Origin of the sequence: Marinobacter shengliensis, assembly GCF_003007715.1 — a bacterium.
In the GTDB taxonomy this organism is placed as follows: Bacteria; Pseudomonadota; Gammaproteobacteria; order Pseudomonadales; family Oleiphilaceae; genus Marinobacter; species Marinobacter shengliensis.
The window spans coordinates 210,609-235,381 of the sequence record NZ_PXNO01000021.1 but is presented as its reverse complement, the minus strand read 5'-3'; the positions used below and the strand labels follow the sequence as shown (position 1 = coordinate 235,381).

Below are 24,773 nucleotides of genomic sequence, written 5' to 3'. Positions count from 1 at the left end.
AGCCTTTCGGGTAGTTCGGGTATCGGCCGTCATGTAAACGACTTGAGCTTGTGTCAGACTAAAGTTTCATGTCAGCCGTGCCGGGGAGAGCTCACCGTGAAACACCTTTTTCTCATCCGCCATGCCAAATCCAGCTGGGATAACGACAACCTCAGCGACAAGGACCGCCCGCTTAACCCAAGAGGCGAGCAACAGCTGGCACCGCTGGGGCGGGCACTGCTGCGTTACGGGGCCATGGCAGGAGAGATTCACGCAAGCCCTGCCCTGCGCGCCCAACAAACGCTGAAAGGCATCCTGCCTCCCTCGATTGGTGAAGCACAGATTTACACTAACCCGGAACTCTATACCTTTGATTACCGGCGTCTATTACAGTGGCTGCAGAACTGTGACGATCAGGCGCAAACACTGGCCATTGTCGGGCACAACCCGGCTCTTTTGGAGCTGGCAGCAATCCTGGTGCCGCACGCTCCCTTTGAACTCCCAACGGCCAGCTTTATTCACATACGGTTGCCAATCAAACACTGGCGCAAGCTCGGCAAACGGGAGGGGCGGCTTGAAACCTTCCTGACCCCTGTGGATTTCAGTTTCGAGGCGTTCAATCGCAAGAATCAGAAACGGCACAAGAACGCCGGCAAAGCGACGGTCAAAGACACTCCGTCAGTGCTTTTGGGGCAGGCCGAGAGTCTTACCCAGTTACATCGGGGGGTGATGCTCGGCCTGGACGATGAGTTTCTCCACCAGTATCGCATTGCCCTTCGTCGCAGCCGCGCCGTGGCCGAATCCCTGGCCGAGGTAACCGGAAACAAATCACTGAAGAGCCACATCTCCCACCTGAAACGACACGCCCAGGCCACGAGCAACCTGCGGGACCTGCACGTATTCAGCCAGGATCTGCCGCAGCTATGCAGTGACCAGCCAGAACTCCTGCGGGCACTGGAGCAATGGGTCTGCGCGCGGGTGGACAAGGAACAGAAAAAACTGGCGAAACGGCTTGCAAGCAAACGTTACCGGCAGAGCCTGCACAGCTGGGAAGACGAGCTGCAGTCACGGCAATTCCGCAAACTGATCGACAAACTCAGTACCAGGGACATTCAAAAAAGCGTTGAGCACCGGCTACGAATGTTCAACCGGAAAACCGCAGAACTGCTGCACGACTCGCCAGATGAGGACATCCACAATCTGCGCAAACTCCTGAAGCGCATCCGCTACCTGATGGAACTGGACATCGACAGCTGGAAATCCGCCCTTAAGACCCTGCGACAGCGCCAGGATCTCTATGGCCGGTTCCAGGATCTGCATGTCCAGATTGAGCTGGTCAAACGGTTTGCTTCAAACTACCCGGAGGATCCAAACGGCGCACTTCAGGCACTGCTGGACCACCTGATCATCAAAAAGGACGACACCCGCAGACTGATTCTGTCCATCGGCGGGCTGAAAGCTGGCTGATGCCAGAACATCAGATTCAGATTCTGACCATACGAGCTTCCAGGAGCAGGTTGGGGCCCAGCTTCGCCACTCTCACCTGGCCCGGATTCAAGCCAAGGTCTTCCAGGGTTTCCTGGATATCGTCCATGGCCTCTTCCGAGGGTGCCGCCAGCAGCAACTCCCGCACTGACTCCAGAATCATCTTCACCGGCACGGTCATGAAATACACCGAGATCACCAGCATCATCACCGGGTCTGCGTATACTGCCAGCTCTGACCACTGACTTTTCTCCAGCATCCAGGCGGCGGCAAAACCGATCATCACAGCAGCACTCAGGGCGCTGTCCATCAGCCACTGCCTCTGCTCGGCCCTGACCAGGCCAGAGTCGTTCTGAAAGCTGGACCAACGCAGGTACACCCACACGGCCAGGCAGCCCACCACGTTCACCGCACCAAACACCATGGCCATATCAGCGGCCACCGCACGGCCTCCCTGCAGCAGCGAAACCACCGCCGAGGCCAGCGAAAGCACACACACCAGGGCAATAACCAGGCCTTTCACCGCAATCACCAGCGGCTCCACCGCACCCAAACCAAACGGATAGTCTTCTGTTGCTGGCCGACGCACCAGGCGAGCGGCATAGAGAGAAAGCAGGGACAGCGCCAGGCTGATCAGTGAGTAGGCGCCATCGAAAAGAATGACCAGGGAATCAACCCAAAGCCCCCAGCCGATACCGACGACAGCAAACAAGCCCGCACCGGCCGCAGATAATGTCAGCGCCATATTTTCCCGCGCCAGAGAAGTAAACATTTTGACCTCCTGAGAATTGCCGGCCATATTATCGGCATCACCACGAAGGCGTGAGTCGCTGAGCGACGGAAAATCCGGCGCAACGAGATAAGCATGAAAACTTCCCAGATTAAAACCTTTCTATCCGTAGTCCGGAACGGCAGCGTGGCCGCGGCCGCCCGCGAGCTGAACCGCAGCCGGACGACGGTCAGCACTGTGTTGGCCTCGCTGGAGGATGAGCTGGGGGTTGAATTGTTTGAACGCAGCGGTAACCAGCTGCATCTGACCTCCATCGGCCAGTCCATTCTCACCGACTGTCGGCGCTTTGATCAGGTCGCCGGCCAGATACAGGCCCGCTGCCAGCACCACCTGAGCGGCGCCGAATCGGTGTTGCGCATCGCCCGGGACGATGCCATTCCCGAGGACGTGTGGCGAGACATCCTGCGCCGCCTGAAACAGCGGTTTCCGCAAACCAGCCTGTCGATCTATCTTGCGCCTCCGCGAGAACTGCCCTCGCTGGTCCGTAACCAGTCGGTGGATGTCGCCTACGGCCTGATGCCGGAACTGATGAATGAGGGCTACCAATGGTTCCGCGAGCTGGCTGACGTGCGCATGCTGACCGTCGCTGCGCCCGAGCATCCGCTTAGCCAGCTCAAACGGGTAACCCAGGACGATCTGATCAGCCACACCGAAATCACCATCGCCTACATGCAGGATTCAGTGCTGGTGGCAGACTCACCGGAAACCGCCAACTACCTGGCGTTTACCCAGTACGAGTTGATCCGGGATGCGGTGATGGACGGTGCCGGCTGGGCCGACCTGCCGTTACCGTTAATTGCTGAGGCACTGCGGAAAGAACAACTGAAAACCATCCACCACCGCAGCGCGCGCTGGTGGAAGGTGTTCAGCGCCCTGGAATCAGAACAGGCCCAGGGCGGCGCCGTGGTAGGCTGGCTAGCCGACGAACTGGAAGCCTATCTGGAGACGATGGCCTGAGGGCCCGGCTGCTCATCGGCCGGAGCACCCTCGTCACACTTTTTGCAGTCCAGCTCAACTCCCAGCATGGCCTGCCGCCCTTCCGGGGTAACAACCCATGGGCGGTTCACCCACGGCGGATCGTGGCGCACATGCTGGTTATGCCCGCAGGCCAGCTGCGCCACCCAATGGTTTTCGTCGTCTTGGTGATAGCCGATGATGCGCTGTTTCATGATCTCCCCCTTTGATCCCAGGCCGACCAGGAATAAATCCCCAGCGCCACCCAGATCATGCTAAAGCTCACCAGTTTTGCGGTGCTCAGGGGCTCGTGGAACACAAAAAGCGCAATCAGGAACTGGATAGTGGGGTTGATGTACATCAGAAACCCCACCGTCGAGAGCTTCAGCCGCCGGGCGGCACCGGCGAAGGCCAGCAGGGGAATGGCAGTAACCGCACCGCTGGAAAGCAACAGCAAGGTACTGTAGCTGGTGCCACCAAAGTGAGACAAACCCGCCAATGACAGCCAGGCCAGCGTCAACAGCCCCAGCGGCAGCAACAGCAGAGTTTCCACAAACAGGCCGGACAGCCCATCCAGCTCGACTTTCTTTCGCAGCAGCCCATAGGTACCAAAGCTGAACGCCAGCACCAGAGTAATCCAGGGCAGCTCTCCCAGCAGGACAAACTGGTACAGAATCGCCACCGCCGCAAGGGCCACCGCAACCACTTGCAGGCGTGAAATTCGCTCCCCCAGGATCAGCAGCCCCATCGCCACGTTCACCAGTGGGGTAAGGAAATAGCCCAGGCTGGCCTGCAGCACGTGCCGGGTTTCCACCGCATAAATGTAGACACCCCAGTTCAGGGCAATAAACACCGCACAACCGAGTACGAAACCCAGCCTCTTTGGCTGCTTCAACGCTGCGATTACCGCCGGCCAGCGTGTGAGAAGGGAAATCACGATGGCGAGAAACAGGCAGGACCAGATTACCCTGTGAATCAGAACTTCCCAGGCGGGAATTCCCTCAAACAACGCGAAGTACAGGGGAAAACTGCCCCACATGGTGTAGGCAGCCAGCCCATAGAGAACGCCTTTGGTGGTTTCCGGGTTAACCGGGGTCTTTGAGTGCATAGGTTCCTCATCACTGGACGAGATAATCTAGCACACCAAGGGTGACGGGAACCCCATGAATTATCCTAACCCGGCACTAACGTCTGACCTCCTCAATGTTGCAGGATTTCCTGTTATCAGCCTTTCAGGCAACAGGCTTTGTACTTTCTCCCGCTGCCGCACGGGCAAGGTTCGTTGCGGCCGGGTTTGAGGGCACCCTCGCTCGTTTCGCCGGCCACGTAAAACCAGCGATCGCCTTCCCGCACAAACTCCGAGATTTCCTCCAGATAACCCCAACCAACTCCGGCCCGGTAGAGCGCACGGAAGTGGACACGGCCACGGGCGCCCTGCTCACTGGCATCCAGAACCTGCAGTGATGCCCACTCCGGAGAGTTTTCCAGCCCCAGCTCCGTGGGCCGGGTATCCGGATGCCAGGTGGCCATCAGGTAGTCGGGATTGCGCAGCACAAACGCCGCATAGCGAGAGCGCATCAGCGCCTCGGGGGTAGGTGCCGGCTGCCCGGAATGCCAGCGCTGGCAGCAATCCTGGTAGGCCTTGCCGCTGCTACAGGGGCACGGGCTTGATGATGTCATCGTGGTCATGGTGGCAGGCTCATGAGGTCCGTTTTGCCGGCAGTCTAGCAAGCCGGCCCCGGCCTGTCCCGCAGGCCGTCAATCTGCCCACAGCCTGGCGCGAAACCCGCTGCGCCGCCACAGCAAAGCCAGCCAGAGCGCGTGCAGGTTGATCAGCAGCGCCAGCACCCACTCAAAGGCATCGTCTTTCTGGCTGTACCAGTCCGGCACCACCGCCGTCAGAATCACCGAGAGAATGCCTACTGCCAGCGTCAGCTGACAAAGACGTAACAAGCGCAGGCCGGAGGCATGCCACCGGGGATGGTTCAACAGACAGGCGCTGACCAGCAACTGGCACAGATAGGTGAATGAAAAGTACAGAACAACGCCAATACGGCGAGTCAGGTTAAAACCGTCCCCCGCATGGCCCAGCGCCAGGGTATAAAAGGCGAGGGCAGCACAGGCAATCAAACCGAGCCATGGAATCCAGGCAACGCGCCGAGCCTGAACACCAAGCTGGCGCAACCAGAGACCGTTCAGCCACCAGAACAAAATCCCCAGCAGTGCTGCCGGCAGCATGGTCCCCTTAAAAATGAAATAAGCGGTACCGTGGCGACCGGTTCGGCTGATGCTGGTGCAGCTGTCCCAATACGGCACACACCACGACACATACCCTTCTATTACCGACACGGCAAAGGTCAGGTGGATCGTCAGCAAGGGAATCAGTGCCGCTGCAAACGCCAACCACCATAGTGGCAAAGATCGATGCCCCATACCGTTGCTCCTGAAACGTTTTTTCTCTGACGAACACCATCCGAAGTCGGATGGCAAACGTAGGCACAAACCCAAGAATAAGACAGATTCCAGGTGCAGGCGACGGCCAAAAACGCCATACTCGGCAACACATTGGCGAAAAATCAAGCGAAGACAAAAGTACCAATGAGATCCGGGATACCAACCATCAACCTACCCGCCCAGCCGGAAAAACCGGTTCCGGACACCAGTACCTCCGCCGAGGGCCTGCAGGCCGTGCTCGACAATCTCGATGCCCTGGTTTATGTGTCTGACTTCGAGACCCACGAATTACTTTACATGAACGCCTACGGCCGCCGCATCTGGGGCAGCATAGACGGCCGCAGATGCTGGCAGGTGCTGCAAGACAGCGACGGCCCTTGCTCTTTCTGCACGAATGACCTACTTGTCGCCGATGACGGCACCGCCAACGCACCTCATGTCTGGGAGTTCCAGAACCAGCTCGACCAACGCTGGTACCAATGCCGGGACCAGGCTATTCAGTGGACAGATGGTCGGCTGGCGAGGCTGGAGATTGCAACTGACATAACTGAACGAAAGAACATGGAGCTGGCGTTACACGAAGCCCACGAGCGGGCTCGGGCCGCCGCGTTCGAGGATGAACTGACCAGGCTCAGGAATCGCCGGGCGTTCTTTGAGCTTGGCAATCAACTACTCAGCCGCGCCCTGCGACAACAGTCCCCGATGGCACTGATCATGATGGACCTCGACCATTTCAAGCAAGTCAACGACACCCACGGTCACGAGGCGGGCGATGAGGTGCTTCGCAAGGTATCTTCAACGCTTGGTGAGAACATCCGCGACTATGACATCCTTGCCAGGATGGGCGGCGAAGAATTCGCACTCCTGCTCCCGGAAACCACGGAGCAGGAAGCTCTGGATACCGCTCACCGACTTCTGAGTGCGCTGACCAGCCTCACAGTGGATTATCGGAACCATGCAATCCAGATCAGCGCGAGTTTTGGGATTACCCGTCTGGGGCGGCAAGACCAGCGCCTGGAAGACCTGCTACACCGAGCAGACCGGGCACTCTATCGCTCGAAAGAGCTTGGGCGTCGTCAGGTCAACCTCGATGCACCGTTATAAACCCTGATTGCCAACGTACCGGACCGTATATTCCTCGATAAGCGCTGGCAATCTTCTGTTCACCGTCAGGTGCGAGAGCCGTTCCATAAAAGCTTCCCTGAAGGATTCTGAATTGCACGGTGAGCCTTTTGGAAACGCAAAGAACAGCCCCTCCCTCGAAATCGGTGGGTCCAGCGCAATAAAATCGCCGGCAAGCCCGAGCGTCTGGAGTTTCACCTGCCCCTGAAGTTGCTCGTACAACACATAGTCAACTCGACCCGCCCTGGCCATGAGGAATGACTGCTCTATCGTGCGCACCCCTTCGATCATCAGGTTTGCTTTTGCGTACTGATCGAAACGCTGACCAAAACTGTTGTTGATCAGGGTGCTGCCCCGTTTCATAAGCAAATCCGGCCAATGGCGATACTCAAAAGGCCGGTCCTTTGGCACCCAGACGCTGGTGGGCAAGTGAGTCATCGGCGGCAACACATAATCCATATAACCAATGCGCTCCGATGTCATGAAAGCGCCGGCCACGAGATCAAGATCACCCAGCTTTGCAAGATGCTGTACCCTGGCCCAGGATCCCTTGTCCCGAACCTCAACCTTGACTCCGAGCGGCTCTGTCAGCTCCCGCAAAAATTCTGGTATAGCGCCAATCAGCTCCCCGGGCGACCGGTCTGAACGCCATAGCAGGGGTGGATACTGAGGATTACCACTGGCCACGAGTGTACTGCATACCAACCTTTCAGGCTCTCCGGCCGCGACCCCGCGATGGCTTACCGACACCATCATCAAGCAGGCAAGCACGAGCCTTGTCATCGCCCCACCAATCGTCACGTTGATTGACACACAGTCTCCTGATGCGAGAAAGCAGCCGCTGCAAACTGGCTGATAAAATGAACTAAATTGAGTGTATCACCGATCCCGGGGACCGGCAGGCTGAAAACTTGATATCTCTCAAACCCCGGTCAACTTCCTCAAACCAGTTTCGCCAATTCGTGTCAGCCCTTCACAAATAATATGTTATAACATAACATTATCAGCCCGGATTCAGCTTATCTCGCCAGACCAAGAGGCTCTAGCAATGACACAACACCCTCATAACCTCGAACGCTCCCTGAGTGTCCACGGCCGAAATGCACGGTGCCTTGCGGAAATACTCCGTGACAACGTTAACCTGGCCGTCTGGCAGAGACCCCGGAACAACCGCTGGGTCGCATTCGTAAATGAATTCTGTAACCGCGCGGGGAACCTTGAGCGTTTCGTTAGCCTCGAACGTGGGCAAAGTGCGGCCACTGCATTGCCCGGGTGGGCTCTTGATATCGAAGGTTCCAACCACTGGGTTGCCGATGTCGACGAGCTGGCAGAGATGTATCAGTGCTTGTTTGAGCCTGAAGCGATAGGTCTTCGCATACATGTTCTGGCCGACACTATGTGCCCCAGATTTCATGTGGATCGGGTACCGGTGCGACTGCTTTGCACATACCGCGGGCCAGGAACCGAGTGGCTACCCGAAACCCTCGTTACCCGCCCTGCCGGTGAAGGCCCTCTGCCAGAGCAAAGTGTTCCCTCAGATCAAATTCAAACCATACCCACTGCCGCCGTCGCCCTTCTGAAGGGCGAAGCATGGGAGGGCAATGAGGGCCGGGGACTGGTGCATCGTTCACCGCAGCCGAATGGCACCCCAAGACTGATTGTTGGCCTCGATTGGCTTTCATCCTGAACTTTTAATGCAACGTTATAACATGAACAAAGGAGTGAGAATTCAATGAAACTAGCACCCCCCGCTCAAAAACCGGTAACACCAAGGCTGATCATTACATCCATTGTCGCAGCCTCAGCACTCATGCTTTCTGGATGCGGCGGCAGCAGCTCCAGTGACGGTCACGACCACACAGAGATCGAGACCGCCGGGCGCCTGGCCATTTATGACAGCACCGGCTCACAGATCAAGGTGATGGACCTGGACGACGGAAGCATACTGGAACAATTCCCCCTGGACGGTGAGGCACCCCGCCTGTACCGATCACCCAACGCACGGTATGGGGTAGTCATCCAGCGTGGAGATGACCTGGTGTCCTTTGTTGACAGCGGACTCTATACCGAAGACCACGGCGACCACATGCATGATTACGCGGAAACGCCATCCATGCTGAGCCTGACGCTGAACGATCACCGGCCCACCCACTATTCCCTCGGCGAAGAGTATGGCGTGGTGTTCTACGACGGCGCGGCCAGCGCGGCCAACGCCAAGGTGACAGTCTTCTCCGACCACTCCCTGGAAAGTAACAGTGAGGTCGCATCTCTGGGTCGTGACAACAACATGCATGGCGTTGCCAAGATGGTTGGGGATCGCCTGTTCGTTACCCGTCGTGATTCATCGATCACCGATACGACCCTGCCAGCGGAAGTTGAGCGTTACCAGCTGGACGGTGGCAGTTTCACCCACGAACACCTCTACGCTGAACAATGCCCACGCCTGCATGGCGCGGCAGCCAATCACCATGCCCTGGCCTTCGGCTGCTCCGATGGTGTGCTGGTGATCGATCTGGAAGACGATACCTTCCCTGCGGAAAAACTGGATAACCCACCAACCCTGATCGACGGCAGCCGCATTGGCACCCTGGTTGCCCATCATGACGTCGACGCCCTGGTTGGCATTGCCGGAAACCAGCTTTTCGTCATCAACCCGGAAGATGCCGAGCCCTACCTGGAGTTGACCTTGGGCGAAGGCGTCACTCGCATTGCCCAGGGCTTTGATGGTCACGGTGAAACCTTCTACGTGTTCGGTAATGACGGCAAGCTTCGGTTGTTCGACCCGGCCGACGGCTGGCTGCTGGTTGCCACCCTGGACGTTATGGATCCACTGGCAGAGGGCGACCAAGTTGCGTTTACCGAGTCGGCCAGCGAAGACCGCCTGTTTGCACTGACACCGGATGGTCAGTCGATCATCGAAATCGACACCCATGAGCGGGAGGTTCTGCGGACCATCGCCCTGGACTTCCCGGCCGCCAGCCTGGTCTGGCTTGGCCTGATGGATGATCACGACCACGATCACGCTCACTAACCAACACCGATCACACAGCGCCGGCTGCCTAACGCATCGCCGGCGCTGACTCCATTTCCTATGCAAGCAGTACGAGGATTCAACATGCGTTTTACCCGCCTTCAAGCCGGCCTGTTCTCCACCTTGCTGGTGCCATTTGCGTCGGCCCAGGCCAATGAAATGAACCCAGACATCAGCGTGGTTCTGGATGGTTATTACAAACAGAACGCCACCGCGCTGTCCCACCGGGACGAAGGCTTTGGGCTCGGGCACACCGAGCTGTCTTTGTCTGCCCCAATTGATGATCTGTTCGCAGGCCGCCTGACCGCCGTCCTGGAAGAACATCACGGCGAAACCGAAGTGGCACTGGAAGAAGCCTACCTGCAGACCACCGGCATGCCCTGGAACCTGAGCATTCGGGGCGGCCGCTTCCTGTCCCAAGTTGGCTACCTGAACAGTCGCCACATGCATGAAGACAACTTTGTCGAGCGCCCCGCAGCCTATCGGGCTCTTCTGGGAAGCCACTACTTCGACGACGGCCTGCGGGTCAACCTGCTGATGCCCACACCGTTTTTCTGGCAGATCGGGGCGGAGGCTTTCAACGGCAATCGCCTGACGGAAGGTGACGAAGACATTGGTGTGTACACTGTCAACACTCGTTTCGGTGGCGACATCGGGGTGTCACAAAGCTGGCAGGCCGGGCTGTCCTATCTGAACAACCGCCAGGTTCAGGGTGACCATGACGGCGATCACGATCATGATCATGACCACGGTGATCACGACCACAGCCATGCCGCCGCCTACACCGGCGAGAACCTCTATATCGCCGACCTGGTCTGGAAATGGTCGCCTGATGGCAACACCCGCCAGCAACAGCTGACGCTCAGCGGCGAATACCTGTACGCGGACGAACTGAACGAACATGCCCGCTCCTCAGATTACCACCAGGGCTGGTATACCTCCGCTGTCTACCGCTTTACCCCCCAGTGGTCTGTCGGTGCCCGCTATGGCCGGGTGGATCTCAAGGAAGCCCACGGTGACCACTTCCACGATCAGCAACTGAAAGAAACCGACGTGATGTTGGCCTGGTCCCGGTCCCACTTCTCGACCCTGCGTCTGCAGTACACGCACCAGAGTGCTCACGGTTTCGATGACGCCGACAACACCGTCACCCTGCAGTACGTGATGACCTTCGGAGCTCATGGTGCCCATGATTTCTAAGCCCAACCGCCTGGCATGGGTGTTTGGCTGGCTGCTGGCGTTTGCCAGCGTGCCGGCCAGCGCCAGTCTGAATGTGTTCGCCTGCGAACCAGAGTGGGCCAGCCTGGTCTCGGCGTTGCTGCCGGATGCAACCATCACCACCGCGACCACCGCCTGGCAAGACCCGCACTACATTGAGGCCAGACCCAGCCTGATTGCCGCCATGCGTAAAGCCGACCTGGCCGTGTGCACGGGTGCGTCGCTGGAAGCCGGCTGGCTGCCTTCGCTGATCTCAAGGGCGGCCAATCGCAAGATCCAGCCCGGTAGCGATGGGCTGTTCTTTGCCGCCGACCATGCTCCTCTGCATCAGAGTCATGAGCACGTTGACCGCAGCATGGGGGACGTCCATCCAGAGGGCGACCCGCACCTGCATCTGTCTCCGGACGCCATCCCCCTGGTTGCCGATGCCCTCGCCGAACGACTGGCTGCCCTGGTCCCCGATCAGCAAGCGCAGATTCAAGTGAGGTACATTCGGTGGCGGGGAGAGTGGAATCAGCAGCGCCAGTCCTGGCGCCATGCCGCCCGGCAACTGGCCGGGACCGGTGTGGTTACCCAGCACTCCACCTTCGATTACCTGCTGCGTTGGCTGGGCATCGAGGTTATTGCCGACCTGGAGCCGAAACCCGGGTTACCACCCGGCAGCGCGCACCTGCGAAACGTGCTGGCCACCCCGGACCTGGCTCGCGCCAGCGTGATTATGGTGGCCTCCTATCAGGATGATCGTCCGGCCCGGTGGTTATCCTCACAATCCGGCGTACCGGCGATAGTGCTACCTGGCACCGTCACCGGCCAACCGGGTGAAGAGAACCTGGCGCAAGTGATCAGCCTGATCGTCAACACCCTGTTAAATCATCAGGAGCCAACGAATGTGGAATGAGTGGGGCTGGATGTGGCCGGCACTCACCGCCAGCGCGCTGACTGCAATCGCCCTGGTGCCTCTGGGCAACCGGGTACTTGAGCGGGGTATGGTATTTGCGGATCTGGCGATCGCCCAGTGGGCGGCGCTGGGCATTTTGCTGGTCGGTACGGTACTCCCTGCCAGCGGCTCCACTGCAAGCCTTGCCAGCAGTCTGGCCCTGGCGCTGCTTGCGGTTGCCTTGGTCAGCCTGGTTTTACGGTATCTGACCCGTCACCGTGAAGCCATGATTGGCCTGCTCTACGCACTGGGCGCGTGCCTGGCCACCTTGCTGGTAAGCCAGGACCCCCACGGCGCACAGCGGCTTGCCCATACCCTGAACGGAGATCTGCTCTGGACCACACCCACGGTGCTGGCCCCGATGGTGCTGCTGGCACTGGCCGTGCTTGTCTGGCAATACGTCCTGCCGCAGAGTTACAGGGGCTGGCTGTTCCTGCCAATGTTCGCTATCGCCATCACACTGACGGTCGACCTGGCCGGCATCTACGTGGTGTTCACCTCATTGATTGCCGCCCCACTGCTACTGATACACCTGCGGGGCACCAGCATTGTCTTCGCCATACTGACGTGCCTGGCGGGCCACAGTCTGGGGCTTCTGATCTCGGCCTGGCAGGATCTGCCAACCGGGCCAACCGTGGTTATCGCTGCCATGGCCACCTGTGCCAGTGCGGCGGTGCTGGCGCGCAAACCCATCAACCGGGACGCTTGGTAACCGCCATCGTCAGCCTGGAAATGCAGGTCAGCTTGCCTTGCTCGTTCTCCAGGCGGATTTCCCAAACCTGGGTGGTGCTGCCGATGTGCTGGGCGCGGGCCGTGCCGTATACCCAGCCGCCGGTCACCGGGCGAATGTGGTTGGCGTTGATATCCAGCCCCACCGCCACGGTGTTCTTGTCTTTCAGGCAGCAATTGGCCGCCATGCTGCCCAGGGTTTCCGCCAGCAACACCGAGGAACCGCCGTGCAGGATGCCAAATGGCTGAACCGTACGCTGGTCCACCGGCATGCGGCCCTTCACGTAATCGTCACCAATCTCGAGGTATTCAATACCCATGTGGCTGACGGCGGTGTTTTTACTTGCCTCAGCCATGTGTTCCAGGTTCGGGGTTACTGTCCAGATCGCCATATGCGGAATTCTCCAGATTGAACTTTGGTCTGTTATAACTGTCTGCAATGAGTCTATACAGGTAGCATGCTCATAACCATGCCTTTATAGAGCATTTTGGTAACCTAACCAATCAGACTAAAAGAGAGGGACCTGAGATGAAAAAAACCGGTGTTATTACCGCCGCTATACTCGCTGCTTCGTTTGCCATACCAGCGGTTGCCCAGTTGAGCGTGGAGGACCAGATCAAAGCACGCCAAGCGGGTTACCAGTTCATGTCCTGGAACATGGGCAAGATCAAGGCCCAGGCGGTTGATGGCGACGTTGAATTCAATGCTGACCAGATGAAAGCCGCAGCCAATGCCATTGCCGCCGTTGCCAACTCCGGCATGGGCGCTCTGTACAGCCCGGATTCAGCCATGGACAAGGCGGAAAACACTCGCCTGAAGCCTGAGTTTTTCCAGCAAACGGATAAAGTCCGGGAAGTCGGCACCAACTTTGTTCGTGAAGCCAACAAACTGCGGGAAGTGGCTGCCACTGGTGACCGTGGTGCATTGGCGCGCCAGTTCAGCGCTGTCGGGCAAACCTGCAAGGCCTGCCACGACAACTTCCGCGCCGACTGATCAGCGCGGTTAACCTACCAACCCAGATCCTGGGGTGCGGGTGCCGGCGGTGGTGATACAAGCTCACCGCTGGCCACCCACACCACCGCCAGTGCAAGCACCAGAGACACCACGAATGCGATCGCACCCCCGCCTTTAGCATCCTCAGCCTGCCCTTGTGGGACCACTTTCCTGCCGGTGATCATCGGTTCCACCAGATTGTCTTTCTTGACGTGGGTGTAGAACATCACCGCTGCCACATGCAGGGCCACCAGGCCATACAGATACCATTCGGTTTGCCGGTGCCAGCCACTCAGGGTGCCGCTCAGATCTGACGACACCAGCGGGTACAGAGGGCCGTAGAAGGCGATTTCGTCATTGGCGAACAACCCAGTCACGGCCTGAAAACCGAACAGGCCGATCAGGGCCAGAACCGATAAAGCACCCAGCGGGTTGTGGCCCACGCCCTGCCACCGGCCTTTGAGATAGGCCATGATAGCGCCGGGGCCGCGTACAAAACGGGTAAACCTGGCGTAACTGGAACCCAGAAAGCCCCAGACGATACGAAAGGCCAGCAAGCCCACAACCAGCAAGCCAAATCGCTCATGCCACGCCATCCAGCTGCCACCGAGCTTGGTGGTCACGATGGCGCCAATCACCGCCAACACCAACAACCAGTGAAACAGCCGGACCGGTAGATCCCATAATCGAATAGTGGTCATCTTCATTCCCTTGCGTCACTCACGGATTGGCGACATAGACCATCATAAGCTTACTAAGTTCCTTGTAACCCTCAGTACACTCTGACCAACTCCTGCTTCTGCCACCCCAACCGTCCGGTTTCGACAACCTGACGCCGAATGCCCGGTACTGGCCGCACCATGAACAGGTCGCCATTTCGGCCAACCATGGCCCTGGGCACGCCTGCACCTTTCGCAAGGTCGGCATGCACGTCCATGTGTTCAGCCTCACCGTGAACAGGAATGGCAATGCGGGGCTGAACCCAGCGATACATCGCCTTGAGTTCATCCTGGGCCGGATGGCCTGAGGCATGAATGGGCACGCCCGCGTCTTCGGCGGTAATCACAATCACCCCCAGTTTGCGCAGCTGGCTGATCAGCGCCTCGATGGCTTCTTCATTGCCGGGTATTGCCCGGGCACTGAAAATCACCGTGTCACCGGCTTCCAGCTCAAAATCCGGGTGGCTGCCCTGGGCAAGGCGCCGCAACGCGGTTCGAGGTTCACCCTGGCTGCCGGTGGCCACACCCAGTACCTCATGGCGCGGCAGGTAGCCCAGATGGGCGGGGCTGATCAGTTTGTCTGAGCCCGGCCAAAGCCCCGTAGCCTTGGCCGCACCACTCATGTTTACCAAAGAGCGGCCCAGCAATCCCATGTAGCGGCCTGTTTCCCGGGCAATACTGGCCAGCGTATGCAGGCGCGCAATATTACTGCCAAAGCAGGTGACAATCACCCGCCCCTCGGCCACCGCAATCAGGTCCCGCAGGCCTTCGTGCAGCGCCGCCTCGGACACCGAGTGGCCCTGCACGGTGGCGTTGGTGGAATCACAGACCATGGCGGCCACACCCTCTTCCGCCAGATCGGTAAACGTGGATGTGGTGTAACCGTGACCAACCAACGGATTATCATCCAGCTTCCAGTCACCGCTGTGGAAAATGTTGCCAATCCGGGTGCGGATCATCAGGGCATTGGGGTCGGGAATCGAGTGGGTGAGTGCCAGCCACTGCACATTGAACGTGCCGATCTGCCGGCGCTCTCCGGTGTCCACCTCGATGATCGGTACCCGATGCAACAGATCAAACTCCGCCAGCTTTCGGCGCAGGATTTCAGCGGTAAATCGGCTGGTGTAGACGGGGCACTGCAGCAGTGGCCAGAGATAGGGCACGGCGCCGATGTGATCTTCGTGGGCATGGGTAATGATCAACCCCGCCAGTTTGTCCCGCCGGTCGGCGATAAACGCCGGGTCTGCCATCTGCACCGGTGGCTCACCACGATGGTGCACGGTGCCATCGGCCGCGATACGGCCCGGCTTGGGGAAGGTCACCCCGCAGTCCACCATCAACCACTGGCCATCGTGGCCGTAGAGGTTCAGGTTCATACCGATTTCACCCGTGCCGCCAAGGGGCAAAAACCATAAATCGTTGTGGTCAGGGGTCATTGAGCGGGTTGTTCCAGGTACTTCAACACAAGATTTTCCTTGATACCTTCACGTTCGATCAGCTTCAGGGCCGCGCGAATGTCGTCAGCATATTTTAGCGCAGGCGATTTATCCGACACCGCAATCCAGGAACGTTCGCCCGGCACAAAAAACGGAGATACCTGCGCCGGGAGTTGCAATCGACTGATGGTGTACAGGCCTACAAGTTCCGGAGCGATCACCACATCCACCCGGCCTTTTTCCATCATCAGCATCAGGTTCTCGTAGTGCGGTGCCGATTCTTTGATCAGATCCCTGTCGCGATCAAACCGGCTGAAGTAGGTGGCGCCATCCAGGACGCCAACCGTTCTTCCGTAAAGATCGTTGTAGCGGGTGATCCGGTGGTCGTCATCCAGATAGAAGAAAAGACGGCGCTCCGGCGGGAAAGCGGGGGCAACGAAGGTCATGTAGTCCTCGCGACCGTCGGTTCTCAGCGGCCCCAGCATTACATCCACTTCCCCTCTTTGCAGCATCAGCAGAACACGCCGAAACGGCGCCTCCCGGTACTTCACCTGCCAACCAAGGCGATCGGCAATTTCCTCGAAAATCTCCAGATAGAGGCCACCTTTATGGCCGGCGTCCAGTATTCGGTAGGGCGGAGAATGGTTCACCCCGACGGTGACCGTGAGTGGTTCGACGGTTTCCGTGCCCTGCTGCGCCTGTGCTGACAAGGAGAACGCTAGCAGTATAGATGCCAGCCACAGCGGTGTGTTTCTCACGTCCATTTCGGCCTCAATCCATGGTCAAATGAGTGTAAAACGATGACAGTATAGTAGGCCGCAGCATCCATAACCTACCTGTAACCGTAATCCCTGTTGAAATATCGCCATCCCGCCACAAGGTCTCGGGGTAAGGCACATCAAACTCGTTTCTCAACTCCGACACAAGGATCGACCACAATGAAGATACTGATGGTACTGACTTCCCATGACCAAATGGGCGATACCGGCCACAAGACAGGCTTCTGGCTGGAAGAGTTCACGTCACCGTTTTACGTCTTCAAGGACGCAGGCGCCGACATTACCCTCGCGTCCCCTAAAGGCGGTCAGCCGCCGGTAGACCCCAACAGTGAAGCCGAAGACGCCCTCACTGAATCCACCCGCCGCTTCATGGACGACACTCACGCCCGTGAAATGCTCGCCAGCACGAAAAAGCTGGCGGATGTGGACATGAACCAGTTCGATGCCATTTTCTACCCCGGTGGCCACGGCCCGCTGTGGGATCTGGCAGAGGATCAAAAGTCCATCGCCCTGATCAAGACGGCCTACGAGCAGGACAAGGTGATTGGCGCTGTTTGCCACGCCCCGGCGGTTTTCAAGAACGTGTTCGTCAAGCCGGATCAGAACATCGTAGGCGGCCGGGAAGTCACCGGTTTCAGTAATACCGAAGAAGACGCCGTTCAGCTCACCAACATCGTGCCGTTTCTGCTGGAAGACATGCTCAAGCAGAACAACGCCCGCTATACCCGTGGCGATGACTGGGCACCGCACATTGTGGTGGACGGCAAGTTGATCACCGGGCAAAACCCGGCCTCTTCCGAGGGCACCGCCAAGGCCGTGGTGCAGGCGTTACAGGCCAGCTAACAGGCTGAGTCCATGACCGAAAAAACAAAGGGGAGGCCGGCGGCCTCCCCTTTAACGTTCTGACCTGGGTGCAACCCTGATCAGAAGTGAATCACCGTACGGATGCTCTTGCCTTCGTGCATCAGGTCGAACGCCTTGTTGATGTCTTCCAGCGGCATTTCATGGGTGATGAATACATCCAGCGGAATCTCACCCTTCTCGGCCTTCTCCACGAAGGACGGCAGTTCGGTACGGCCCTTCACGCCACCAAACGCGGAGCCACGCCACACCCGGCCTGTCACCAGCTGGAACGGGCGGGTGCTGATTTCTTCACCGGCACCGGCCACGCCGATAATCACCGACTCACCCCAGCCCTTGTGGCAGCATTCCAGGGCTGCACGCATCACCTTGACGTTACCGATGCATTCGAAGGAATAGTCCACACCGCCGTCGGTCATCTCGACAATGACTTCCTGAATCGGCTTGTCGTAGTCGTTGGGGTTGACCACGTCGGTGGCACCCAGCTGCCTGGCGATATCAAACTTGCCAGGGTTGATGTCGATGGCGATGATTCGGCTGGCCTTGGCCATGGTGGCGCCGATGATCGCTGCCAGGCCAATTCCCCCCAGGCCGAAGATGGCCACAGTGGCACCCTCTTCCACCTTTGCGGTGTTCATCACCGCACCGATACCGGTGGTGACACCACAACCCAGCAGGCACACCTTTTCCAGAGGTGCTTCTTTGGGAATCTTGGCCAGGGAAATTTCCGGCAGCACGGTGTATTCGGAGAAGGTAGAGCAGCCCATGTAGTGGTACAGAGGCTGGCCGTTGTACGAGAAACGGGAAGTACCATCCGGCATCACGCCTTTGCCCTGGGTCGCCCGCACCGCACCGCACAGGTTGGTCTTGCCAGAGGTACAGAACTTACACTCGCCACACTCAGCGGTGTACAGAGGGATGACATGGTCACCTACCTTCAGGTCTTTCACGCCCGGGCCAACCGCTTCCACAATGCCCCCACCTTCATGGCCCAGAATCGTCGGGAACAGGCCCTCCGGGTCGGCACCAGACAGAGTGTAGGCATCGGTATGGCACACACCGGTGGCGACAATCTTCACCAGCACTTCGCCCTCTTGAGGCGGCGCCACATCCACTTCCACAATTTCCAGTGGCTTGTTAGCCTCAAAGGCTACAGCCGCGCGGGATTTAATCACTTTCAATCTCCTGGTATCCGGTTGAGTCGAATTGCCTGCCAGCATTAACCTTGGACTTTAGCACGTCAGTGCCCTCAAGGCCTGAAACAGACGCCAATCCTCCGGGCAATTACTGACGTATGTTCCGGTAACTTTTTCAGAAGGTTTAATACTTTGAAAACGCTTTACTGGTTTACCCGCGACCTGCGAATGCACGATAACGCAGCGCTACTGGCAGCGGCCCGCTCTGACATGTTGCTGTGCGTGTACGTGGTGGATCCCCGGTGGTTTGCCAACGGGCCATTCCAGTGCCGGGCGATGGGTGAGCATCGATGGCGGTTTCTGTGGCAAAGCCTGACCGACCTGGAGCGCAGCCTGCGGGCCCTGGGCCAGCGGCTGCACATTGCCTTCGGAGAACCGGAGCAGGCACTCCCTGGGCTGGTTCACCAGCATTCCGTTGATCGCATTATTCGCTCACGCCAGCCCGGCACCATCGAAGCGCAACAGTGGCAGACGCTTCAACAGAAGCTGCCAAACACCCTGTTTCAGGAGTTCGAAACACTGAGCCTGTATACGGAAGGCTCGCTGCCTATGCCTCTCAGCGAGCTGCCCGGAACCTTTTCCCAGTTCCGCAAGCGGATCGAGAAGCAGGGCGAACGGGGCCCCGATCTTCTGCGTATTCGCACGCTGACCGCCCTGCCACCGCCGCCCGGGTTCCCGGAAGACAACCGGGGTGAATGCCCGCCTATCCCAGAGCCCTCATCGGCGCTGACGTTTACAGGCGGAGAGACTGCCGGGCTGGCGCGCCTGCAAGAGTATTGCTTTGGCAACCACGGCATTGCCACCTACAAGGAAACCCGCAACGCCCTGGATGACTGGGACTCGTCCTCCAAGTTTTCCCCCTGGCTGGCCAATGGCAGCCTGTCAGCTCGGGAGGTGGCTGCCACCATCGAAGATTACGAACGCCAGCACACCCGTAACGATTCCACCTACTGGCTCTGGTTCGAACTGCTCTGGCGCGAATACTTCTACTGGTACGCGCTCAAACACGGCAGCCACCTGTTCCGCCGGGATGGTGTGCAACGCAAGCATCGGCAGGTGACCTTCTATGGCCATCGTTTTAAGGCCTGGTGTGAAGGAAACACCCAGTATCCCATCGTCAACGCCGCCATGAACCAACTGCGCGAAACCGGCTACATGAGCAACCGGGCCAGGCAATTGGTCGCCAGTTGCTTCGTGCACGAACTGGAACTGGACTGGCGCTACGGCGCAGCCTGGTTTGAACAGCAGCTGGTAGATTACGATGTCGCCAGCAACTACGGCAACTGGCAGTACCTGGCCGGCGTGGGCGCAGACCCGCGAGGCTTGCGGCAATTCAATCTGGACAAGCAGGCGCAACAATACGATCCTGATGGAGCCTTCGTTGAGCGATGGCAGGGCAGGTCTTCACAACCGGTGGGCCTGCATACCGTGGACGCAGCAGACTGGCCCATTCTATGAGCACATCAGCGGACAGCCCGGCCAAGGTTCTGGCACGAATCATCGACACCAGCCAACCCCAAACCCTGCTTTCTTGCGGAAGCACCGCCAACGACGTTGCAGCAGTCTGGAAGCAGCAGGCAGGGTGCCAGTTACTGACTCTGGACACCAAAGACCCAAACGCCCACCTGCCACCGGCCCAGACACCGGATCTGGCCCTGATCACCGACACCCTTGAGCACCTTCCCTATGAAGAAGGCGCCCTGTTACTGGGCCAGCTGAGGAACTACGGCGCCCACCAGATTGCCGTCGTTATGCCCCAGTCCTCCGATTGGGGCTTTACCGATTTCATCGCTTTGGGTTTCCAGCGCCACGCAGAGCTGGAAACCGAGAACGGCGCACTCACGCTTTACACCTACAATCTGGATACTTACAACCATAAACGGGCCTGGAACAATCCCGATAACTGGGCCAATCCGCACATGTGGGGAAAATCGTGGTGGTAAAGAAAACAACCTCAAAAACACTGACACCCAGCTCCATCCGTATCGGCACCCGCTATCGGGCCAGCCGTTTGAAAGGCCCTTATGACGCCCTGGTGATCGGCTCTGGTATTGGCGGCCTGACCACCGCCGCCTGCCTGTCCAAGGCCGGCTACAAGGTGCTGGTTCTGGAACAGCATTACACCGCGGGCGGCTATACCCACAGCTATGCCCGCAACGGCTATGAATGGGACGTGGGTGTGCACTACATTGGTGACATGGGCGCCCGCCATACTCTTGGCCGCCGGCTGTTCGATTACATCACCGATGGCAAGCTCGAATGGGCGCCCATGGACGAGAACTACGACCGTTTCTTCCTGGGCGACAAGGTCGTCAACCTTCGGGCCGGCAAGGAGGGCCTGCGGCATTCCCTGTTGGCCTCGTTCCCAAACGAAAGCGAAGCCATCGATCGCTACCTGGCCCTGCTCGGAAAAGTTGCCGACGGCATGCAGTGGTACACCCTGTCCAAACTGTCCCCGGCCCTGGCCGGCCCGCTGGTTTCCCGGGGCCTGAAAACCGTCCTCCCGGACTGCTTTAACCGGACCACCTACGAGGTGTTAAGCGACCTGACCGACAACCAGGAGCTGATTGGCGCCATCACCGGCCAGTGGGGCGATTGCGGCGTGACGCCCAAACATTCCAGCTTTATGGTGCACGCGCTGATCGCCAAGCATTACCTGTATGGTGGCTTCTACCCGGTGGGCGGCGCCTCGGAAATTGCCAAAACCATCATCCCGGTGATTCAGGCCGGCGGTGGCGATGTGCTCACCTACGCCGACGTGAAGGATATCCTGATCGAGAAGGGCAAGGCCGTTGGCGTGCGTATGGCCGACGGCCATGACATCCGCGCCCCACTGGTGATCAGCAATGCGGGGGTGATCAATACCTTCGAACGACTGCTGCCCGAGTCCATCGCTGACCGCATTGGCTATCCCGGCAATCGGGAACACATCAAGCCGTCCATGCCACATATCGGTCTTTACATCGGTCTGAAAGGCACGCCCGACCAGCTCGGCCTGCCCCGCACCAACTTCTGGATTTACCCGAGCGCAGACCACGATGGCAATGTGGAGCGGTTCCTTAGTGATCCCCATAACGCGCCTTTCCCCGTGGTCTACATCTCGTTCCCGGCGGCCAAAGACCCGGATTACCAGAATCGCTGGCCGGGCACGTCCACCATCGAGATTGTGGCGCCCACCACCTGGGAGATGTTCGAGCCCTGGCAGGGCTCCACCTGGGGCAAACGAGGTGATGATTACGAGGCAGTGAAAGCCCGGATCACCGACCAGTTGCTGGAGGTGATGTATGAGAAGCTGCCCCAGCTCCGGGGCAAGGTGGACTATGTGGAAACCTCCACACCGCTGTCGACTGCCTGGTTCTGCCGTTACGAGCAAGGCGAACTCTATGGCCTGGACCACACACCGGAACGCTTTGAACAACGCTGGCTGCGGTCGAAAACCGACATCCCCGGCCTGTACCTGACCGGGCAGGACATACTCACCTGCGGTGTGGTGGGCGCGATGATTGGCGGGCTGGTGACCACCCTGGCGATCCGAGGTCTGAAAGGCGCAGGCCTGGCCAAACGGATCTTTGTGGGCTGAGGTGCTGCGATGAGCTCCACACTGACACCTGAAGACGTGTCTCGGGTTATCGAAATGGCCTGGGAAGACCGCACACCCTTTGAGGCCATCGAAGCCTGCTTTGGGCTGCCGGAGAAAGAAGTCATCAGGCTAATGCGTCGGGAGCTGAAAGCAGGCAGCTTCCGGCTTTGGCGCAAGCGTGTCAGCGGGCGTAACACAAAGCATGCCCGGTTGAGAGCGGAGGGTGTTTTGCGGGCTTACTGCCCGACCCAGTACAAACACAGATGACGACATGGACGACTTTCGTTACCGTTACAGTCATCGGATAACCATTGAGCACAGCTATGGCATTGTTCTCTGAAAGAGCAGCAGCAACGCAACTGAAACAGGAAGCAGATAAGGTCGCCAAGGAAGACCTGAAGCCGCTGCTGGAACGGCAGAAAGCCATTGAGGAAAAGGTTCGGGGCAGTGGCCGGCTGCAACGGTTCGCCACCGACGTGCGGCTGATGTTTTCCCTGATACGGGATTACTGGCGGGGCGATTACCGGGCCATTCCCTGGAAAAGCATTGCCGCCATCGCCGGCGCGCTGTTGTATGTGCTGAACCCCATCGATCTGATTCCGGACATCATTTTCGGCATCGGCTTTCTGGACGACGCCGGCGTAGTGGCGCTGTGCCTGAAACTGGTGGAATCAGACCTGCATCGCTACGCCGCCTGGAAAGAACACCGGGAATCCGACGATGTCACCACGGTGACAATTGATTAAGGAATAATCAAAGGGTATTCTCTCGCCCCCTGACTTCAACCCCCAGCAGTTAACGGAGTAACCGTGGATTTTGCCACCCTGATCGGCCTGGTCGGCGCCATCATGCTTATCGCATCGGCGGTGATACTGGGCGTGTCTCCCGAGGTATTTTTAAACCCGGCGTCACTACTGATTGTAGTGGGCGGCAGCCTGCTGGTGGTTCTAGCCAAATTCAGCTTTTTCCAGTTTCTTGATGCCTTCAAGGTGGCTGCCCGGGCGTTCAAGTTCAAGCTACCGGAAACCCAGGCCAGCATAGACGAGCTGGTTGAAGTCGCCCAGATTGCCCGCAAACAGGGTGTTCTGGGGCTTGAGGGCCGGGACGTCAGCTCGCCGTTTCTGGCCCAGGGCATTCAGATGCTGGTGGATGGCCAGGACGCCAACACCATCAAGCAACTGCTTAACAAAGAGCGGTTGATGACCCTGGACCACAACCGTTCCGGGGCCAAGGTGTTCAACGCCCTGGCTGATGTGGCGCCGGCCATGGGTATGATCGGTACCTTGATCGGCCTGGTGCAGATGCTGTCGAACATGGAAGACCCGAAATCCATAGGCCCGGCCATGGCGGTGGCGCTCCTCACCACGCTTTACGGCGCCATGATCGCCACCATGATTGCCACGCCCATCGCCGACAAACTGTCGCTGCGAATGACCGAAGAAGCCCGTATGCAGTCCCTCTACATTGATGCGCTGGTGGCCATACAGGAAGGCACCAACCCCCGAATCATTGAACAGATGCTGTCTTCTTACCTGCCCCCGAAAGAACGCGCAAAGAACGGTGAAGCGGAGACGGCAAGCGACTAACCATGGACGAGTTACCGGAAGAGGAAAAGCGCGCGATACCGGCCTGGGTGGTCACCTTTGCCGACCTGATGTCGTTGCTGATGTGCTTCTTCGTGTTACTGCTGTCGTTCTCCGAAATCGACGCCCAGAAGTTCAAGCAGATTGCCGGTGAACTGTCCAAAGCCTTCGGTGTTCAGCGCGAAATTCCGGCCCTCGAAATCCCCATGGGCACCAGCCCGATCTTCGACAAGTTCTCACCGGCACCGCCGGAGCCGACCGTGGTCAATGAAATACGCCAGACCACCACCGATCAGCAGCCACAACTGCAGACACTTAACGACCCCACCGAGCAGGCGGTGCAGGACGCTATTCAGGAACAGATGGATGCCAACCTGGCAGAGATCCTGGAAGTGCTGGAGCCGGCGATTATGGACGGGCGCATTAATGTCTCGGAAGACCAGCGCCGAATTGTAATCCGGGTCGAAGAGAAGGGCTCGTTCCCGTCCGGGTCTGCTCAGCTGACCTGGGAATTCGAGGGCTTGCTGCTTGACATGGCAGAGGTACTGGCCGACATGCCCGGCGATCTGGCGGTGGAAGGCCACACCGACAACATCCCGATCCGCACGGAAAGATTCTTCAGCAACTGGGACCTGTCAGCGGCCCGGGCAGCCGCCGTGGCGAATGTGCTGCTGGCGCGGGATCAGGTGTCGCCCGAGCGCCTGCGAGTAACCGGCCTGGCCGATACCCGCCCCCGGGTCGCAAACACCACCGCAGACAACCGGGCCAAGAACCGGCGCGTGGAAATCATCATTGATCTGTCCGGCCCCCTGGAAGAACAGGAAATCCGGCTGCGGGAGCTGATTGAAGCCGAGCAGCAAAGCCAGGAAGCAATCATTGATCTGCGGTCTGAGCAGGCTTCACCATCCGGCGACCTGGTCTGGTAA

28 protein-coding genes are annotated in these 24,773 nt (G+C 58.7%); 17 read left to right on the top strand and 11 right to left on the bottom strand.

Translation table 11 applies throughout. The features are described from left to right. Positions 1 to 96 precede the first annotated feature (96 nt). On the top strand, positions 97 to 1,446 hold the full coding sequence (locus tag C7H10_RS07190) for a CHAD domain-containing protein (protein WP_106694319.1): 1,350 nt from the start codon (positions 97 to 99) through the stop codon (positions 1,444 to 1,446). 16 nt (positions 1,447 to 1,462) lie between these two features. Here the strand turns inward: C7H10_RS07190 and C7H10_RS07185 are convergent, their stop codons facing one another. Further along, positions 1,463 to 2,236, bottom strand: coding sequence for a cation diffusion facilitator family transporter (locus C7H10_RS07185; RefSeq protein WP_058093018.1), 774 nt, complete (start codon positions 2,234 to 2,236; stop codon positions 1,463 to 1,465). 93 nt (positions 2,237 to 2,329) lie between these two features. Between C7H10_RS07185 and C7H10_RS07180 the strand changes: the two genes are divergently transcribed. Continuing rightward, on the top strand, positions 2,330 to 3,211 hold the full coding sequence (locus tag C7H10_RS07180; protein WP_106694318.1) for a LysR family transcriptional regulator: 882 nt from the start codon (positions 2,330 to 2,332) through the stop codon (positions 3,209 to 3,211). Here the strand turns inward: C7H10_RS07180 and C7H10_RS07175 are convergent. The 4 genes from C7H10_RS07175 to C7H10_RS07160 form a co-directional block, all read right to left on the bottom strand. Next, a complete protein-coding gene (locus tag C7H10_RS07175) occupies positions 3,190 to 3,423 on the bottom strand; it encodes a DUF3565 domain-containing protein (RefSeq protein ID WP_106694317.1) in 234 nt (77 codons plus the stop codon). The genes C7H10_RS07180 and C7H10_RS07175 overlap by 22 nt on opposite strands. Then, on the bottom strand, positions 3,420 to 4,316 hold the full coding sequence (gene rarD, locus C7H10_RS07170; protein WP_106694316.1) for an EamA family transporter RarD: 897 nt from the start codon (positions 4,314 to 4,316) through the stop codon (positions 3,420 to 3,422). Before rarD ends, C7H10_RS07175 begins: the two co-directional genes overlap by 4 nt. Before the next feature lie 116 nt (positions 4,317 to 4,432). Beyond that, the gene (locus C7H10_RS07165; RefSeq protein WP_228263862.1) at positions 4,433 to 4,897 is read right to left on the bottom strand and encodes a YchJ family protein; all 465 of its coding nucleotides are present in this window, start codon (positions 4,895 to 4,897) and stop codon (positions 4,433 to 4,435) included. A gap of 69 nt (positions 4,898 to 4,966) precedes the next feature. Beyond that, positions 4,967 to 5,641, bottom strand: coding sequence for a Frag1/DRAM/Sfk1 family protein (locus tag C7H10_RS07160; protein ID WP_106694315.1), 675 nt, complete (start codon positions 5,639 to 5,641; stop codon positions 4,967 to 4,969). A 165-nt stretch (positions 5,642 to 5,806) separates the two neighbouring features. Here C7H10_RS07160 and C7H10_RS07155 point away from each other — a divergent pair, with 165 nt between their 5' ends. Further along, the gene (locus C7H10_RS07155; protein ID WP_106694314.1) at positions 5,807 to 6,766 is read left to right on the top strand and encodes a sensor domain-containing diguanylate cyclase; all 960 of its coding nucleotides are present in this window, start codon (positions 5,807 to 5,809) and stop codon (positions 6,764 to 6,766) included. Here the strand turns inward: C7H10_RS07155 and C7H10_RS07150 are convergent. Then, entirely contained in the window at positions 6,761 to 7,597 is an 837-nt protein-coding gene (locus tag C7H10_RS07150) for a substrate-binding periplasmic protein (protein WP_244178215.1), read from the bottom strand. The two genes, C7H10_RS07155 and C7H10_RS07150, sit on opposite strands and share 6 nt — an antisense overlap. A 235-nt stretch (positions 7,598 to 7,832) precedes the next feature. Here C7H10_RS07150 and C7H10_RS07145 point away from each other — a divergent pair, with 235 nt between their 5' ends. The 5 genes from C7H10_RS07145 to C7H10_RS07125 all read left to right on the top strand — a co-directional run bounded on the left by C7H10_RS07145 (position 7,833) and on the right by C7H10_RS07125 (position 12,682). After that, a complete protein-coding gene (locus tag C7H10_RS07145; RefSeq protein WP_106694313.1) occupies positions 7,833 to 8,471 on the top strand; it encodes a DUF1826 domain-containing protein in 639 nt (212 codons plus the stop codon). A gap of 45 nt (positions 8,472 to 8,516) precedes the next feature. Continuing rightward, positions 8,517 to 9,815: a hypothetical protein gene (locus C7H10_RS07140; protein WP_244178214.1), complete on the top strand. Its 1,299-nt coding sequence runs from the start codon at positions 8,517 to 8,519 to the stop codon at positions 9,813 to 9,815. 84 nt (positions 9,816 to 9,899) lie between these two features. Beyond that, a complete protein-coding gene (locus tag C7H10_RS07135; RefSeq protein WP_244178213.1) occupies positions 9,900 to 11,015 on the top strand; it encodes a porin family protein in 1,116 nt (371 codons plus the stop codon). After that, on the top strand, positions 11,005 to 11,931 hold the full coding sequence (locus tag C7H10_RS07130) for a metal ABC transporter solute-binding protein, Zn/Mn family (protein ID WP_244178212.1): 927 nt from the start codon (positions 11,005 to 11,007) through the stop codon (positions 11,929 to 11,931). The genes C7H10_RS07135 and C7H10_RS07130 overlap by 11 nt, the downstream gene beginning before the upstream one ends. After that, positions 11,921 to 12,682, top strand: coding sequence for an ABC transporter permease family protein (locus C7H10_RS07125; RefSeq protein ID WP_106694312.1), 762 nt, complete (start codon positions 11,921 to 11,923; stop codon positions 12,680 to 12,682). The genes C7H10_RS07130 and C7H10_RS07125 overlap by 11 nt, the downstream gene beginning before the upstream one ends. Here the strand turns inward: C7H10_RS07125 and C7H10_RS07120 are convergent. After that, a complete protein-coding gene (locus tag C7H10_RS07120; protein ID WP_106694311.1) occupies positions 12,663 to 13,091 on the bottom strand; it encodes a hotdog fold thioesterase in 429 nt (142 codons plus the stop codon). The genes C7H10_RS07125 and C7H10_RS07120 overlap by 20 nt on opposite strands. A 137-nt stretch (positions 13,092 to 13,228) precedes the next feature. Here C7H10_RS07120 and C7H10_RS07115 point away from each other — a divergent pair, with 137 nt between their 5' ends. After that, on the top strand, positions 13,229 to 13,693 hold the full coding sequence (locus C7H10_RS07115; protein ID WP_106694310.1) for a c-type cytochrome: 465 nt from the start codon (positions 13,229 to 13,231) through the stop codon (positions 13,691 to 13,693). Between the two features lie 14 nt (positions 13,694 to 13,707). Here C7H10_RS07115 and C7H10_RS07110 read toward each other — a convergent pair whose 3' ends face one another. From C7H10_RS07110 to C7H10_RS07100, 3 genes are all read right to left on the bottom strand, one after another. Further along, positions 13,708 to 14,394, bottom strand: coding sequence for a cytochrome b/b6 domain-containing protein (locus tag C7H10_RS07110; RefSeq protein ID WP_106694309.1), 687 nt, complete (start codon positions 14,392 to 14,394; stop codon positions 13,708 to 13,710). A 71-nt stretch (positions 14,395 to 14,465) separates the two neighbouring features. After that, positions 14,466 to 15,848, bottom strand: coding sequence for a ribonuclease J (locus C7H10_RS07105; RefSeq protein WP_106694308.1), 1,383 nt, complete (start codon positions 15,846 to 15,848; stop codon positions 14,466 to 14,468). Next, the gene (locus C7H10_RS07100) at positions 15,845 to 16,612 is read right to left on the bottom strand and encodes a substrate-binding periplasmic protein (protein WP_106694307.1); all 768 of its coding nucleotides are present in this window, start codon (positions 16,610 to 16,612) and stop codon (positions 15,845 to 15,847) included. The genes C7H10_RS07105 and C7H10_RS07100 overlap by 4 nt, the downstream gene beginning before the upstream one ends. A 174-nt stretch (positions 16,613 to 16,786) precedes the next feature. Between C7H10_RS07100 and C7H10_RS07095 the strand changes: the two genes are divergently transcribed. Then, positions 16,787 to 17,470: a type 1 glutamine amidotransferase domain-containing protein gene (locus C7H10_RS07095; RefSeq protein ID WP_106694306.1), complete on the top strand. Its 684-nt coding sequence runs from the start codon at positions 16,787 to 16,789 to the stop codon at positions 17,468 to 17,470. 80 nt (positions 17,471 to 17,550) lie between these two features. On the opposite strand, the gene C7H10_RS07090 is transcribed toward C7H10_RS07095, so the two are convergent. Beyond that, positions 17,551 to 18,663, bottom strand: a complete 1,113-nt coding sequence (locus C7H10_RS07090; protein WP_106694305.1) for an S-(hydroxymethyl)glutathione dehydrogenase/class III alcohol dehydrogenase — start codon at positions 18,661 to 18,663, stop codon at positions 17,551 to 17,553. 153 nt (positions 18,664 to 18,816) lie between these two features. Between C7H10_RS07090 and C7H10_RS07085 the strand changes: the two genes are divergently transcribed. The 7 genes from C7H10_RS07085 to C7H10_RS07055 all read left to right on the top strand — a co-directional run bounded on the left by C7H10_RS07085 (position 18,817) and on the right by C7H10_RS07055 (position 24,773). Next, on the top strand, positions 18,817 to 20,142 hold the full coding sequence (locus tag C7H10_RS07085; protein ID WP_106694304.1) for a DASH family cryptochrome: 1,326 nt from the start codon (positions 18,817 to 18,819) through the stop codon (positions 20,140 to 20,142). After that, positions 20,139 to 20,627 (top strand): DUF6231 family protein, encoded by a 489-nt coding sequence (locus tag C7H10_RS07080; RefSeq protein ID WP_061331195.1) that lies wholly within the window; start codon positions 20,139 to 20,141, stop codon positions 20,625 to 20,627. The genes C7H10_RS07085 and C7H10_RS07080 overlap by 4 nt, the downstream gene beginning before the upstream one ends. After that, entirely contained in the window at positions 20,621 to 22,264 is a 1,644-nt protein-coding gene (locus C7H10_RS07075) for a phytoene desaturase family protein (RefSeq protein WP_244178210.1), read from the top strand. The genes C7H10_RS07080 and C7H10_RS07075 overlap by 7 nt, the downstream gene beginning before the upstream one ends. Positions 22,265 to 22,273: 9 nt before the next feature. Further along, a complete protein-coding gene (locus tag C7H10_RS07070) occupies positions 22,274 to 22,531 on the top strand; it encodes a TIGR03643 family protein (RefSeq protein WP_106694302.1) in 258 nt (85 codons plus the stop codon). A gap of 56 nt (positions 22,532 to 22,587) precedes the next feature. After that, a complete protein-coding gene (locus tag C7H10_RS07065; protein ID WP_061331198.1) occupies positions 22,588 to 23,010 on the top strand; it encodes a YkvA family protein in 423 nt (140 codons plus the stop codon). Positions 23,011 to 23,073: 63 nt separating this feature from the next. Continuing rightward, entirely contained in the window at positions 23,074 to 23,850 is a 777-nt protein-coding gene (gene pomA, locus C7H10_RS07060) for a flagellar motor protein PomA (protein ID WP_061331199.1), read from the top strand. Between the two features lie 2 nt (positions 23,851 to 23,852). After that, entirely contained in the window at positions 23,853 to 24,773 is a 921-nt protein-coding gene (locus tag C7H10_RS07055) for a flagellar motor protein MotB (protein WP_061331200.1), read from the top strand.

Coding starts and splice junctions, on each gene's coding strand:
- C7H10_RS07185 (WP_058093018.1), bottom strand. CDS start 2,236: ATGTTTACTTCTCTGGCGCGGGAAAATATGGCGCTGACATTATCTGCG.
- C7H10_RS07180 (WP_106694318.1), top strand. CDS start 2,330: ATGAAAACTTCCCAGATTAAAACCTTTCTATCCGTAGTCCGGAACGGC.
- C7H10_RS07175 (WP_106694317.1), bottom strand. CDS start 3,423: ATGAAACAGCGCATCATCGGCTATCACCAAGACGACGAAAACCATTGG.
- rarD (WP_106694316.1), bottom strand. CDS start 4,316: ATGCACTCAAAGACCCCGGTTAACCCGGAAACCACCAAAGGCGTTCTC.
- C7H10_RS07165 (WP_228263862.1), bottom strand. CDS start 4,897: ATGACCACGATGACATCATCAAGCCCGTGCCCCTGTAGCAGCGGCAAG.
- C7H10_RS07160 (WP_106694315.1), bottom strand. CDS start 5,641: ATGGGGCATCGATCTTTGCCACTATGGTGGTTGGCGTTTGCAGCGGCA.
- C7H10_RS07155 (WP_106694314.1), top strand. CDS start 5,807: ATGAGATCCGGGATACCAACCATCAACCTACCCGCCCAGCCGGAAAAA.
- C7H10_RS07145 (WP_106694313.1), top strand. CDS start 7,833: ATGACACAACACCCTCATAACCTCGAACGCTCCCTGAGTGTCCACGGC.
- C7H10_RS07140 (WP_244178214.1), top strand. CDS start 8,517: ATGAAACTAGCACCCCCCGCTCAAAAACCGGTAACACCAAGGCTGATC.
- C7H10_RS07135 (WP_244178213.1), top strand. CDS start 9,900: ATGCGTTTTACCCGCCTTCAAGCCGGCCTGTTCTCCACCTTGCTGGTG.
- C7H10_RS07130 (WP_244178212.1), top strand. CDS start 11,005: ATGATTTCTAAGCCCAACCGCCTGGCATGGGTGTTTGGCTGGCTGCTG.
- C7H10_RS07125 (WP_106694312.1), top strand. CDS start 11,921: ATGTGGAATGAGTGGGGCTGGATGTGGCCGGCACTCACCGCCAGCGCG.
- C7H10_RS07120 (WP_106694311.1), bottom strand. CDS start 13,091: ATGGCGATCTGGACAGTAACCCCGAACCTGGAACACATGGCTGAGGCA.
- C7H10_RS07115 (WP_106694310.1), top strand. CDS start 13,229: ATGAAAAAAACCGGTGTTATTACCGCCGCTATACTCGCTGCTTCGTTT.
- C7H10_RS07110 (WP_106694309.1), bottom strand. CDS start 14,394: ATGACCACTATTCGATTATGGGATCTACCGGTCCGGCTGTTTCACTGG.
- C7H10_RS07105 (WP_106694308.1), bottom strand. CDS start 15,848: ATGACCCCTGACCACAACGATTTATGGTTTTTGCCCCTTGGCGGCACG.
- C7H10_RS07100 (WP_106694307.1), bottom strand. CDS start 16,612: ATGGACGTGAGAAACACACCGCTGTGGCTGGCATCTATACTGCTAGCG.
- C7H10_RS07095 (WP_106694306.1), top strand. CDS start 16,787: ATGAAGATACTGATGGTACTGACTTCCCATGACCAAATGGGCGATACC.
- C7H10_RS07080 (WP_061331195.1), top strand. CDS start 20,139: ATGAGCACATCAGCGGACAGCCCGGCCAAGGTTCTGGCACGAATCATC.
- C7H10_RS07070 (WP_106694302.1), top strand. CDS start 22,274: ATGAGCTCCACACTGACACCTGAAGACGTGTCTCGGGTTATCGAAATG.
- C7H10_RS07065 (WP_061331198.1), top strand. CDS start 22,588: ATGGCATTGTTCTCTGAAAGAGCAGCAGCAACGCAACTGAAACAGGAA.
- C7H10_RS07055 (WP_061331200.1), top strand. CDS start 23,853: ATGGACGAGTTACCGGAAGAGGAAAAGCGCGCGATACCGGCCTGGGTG.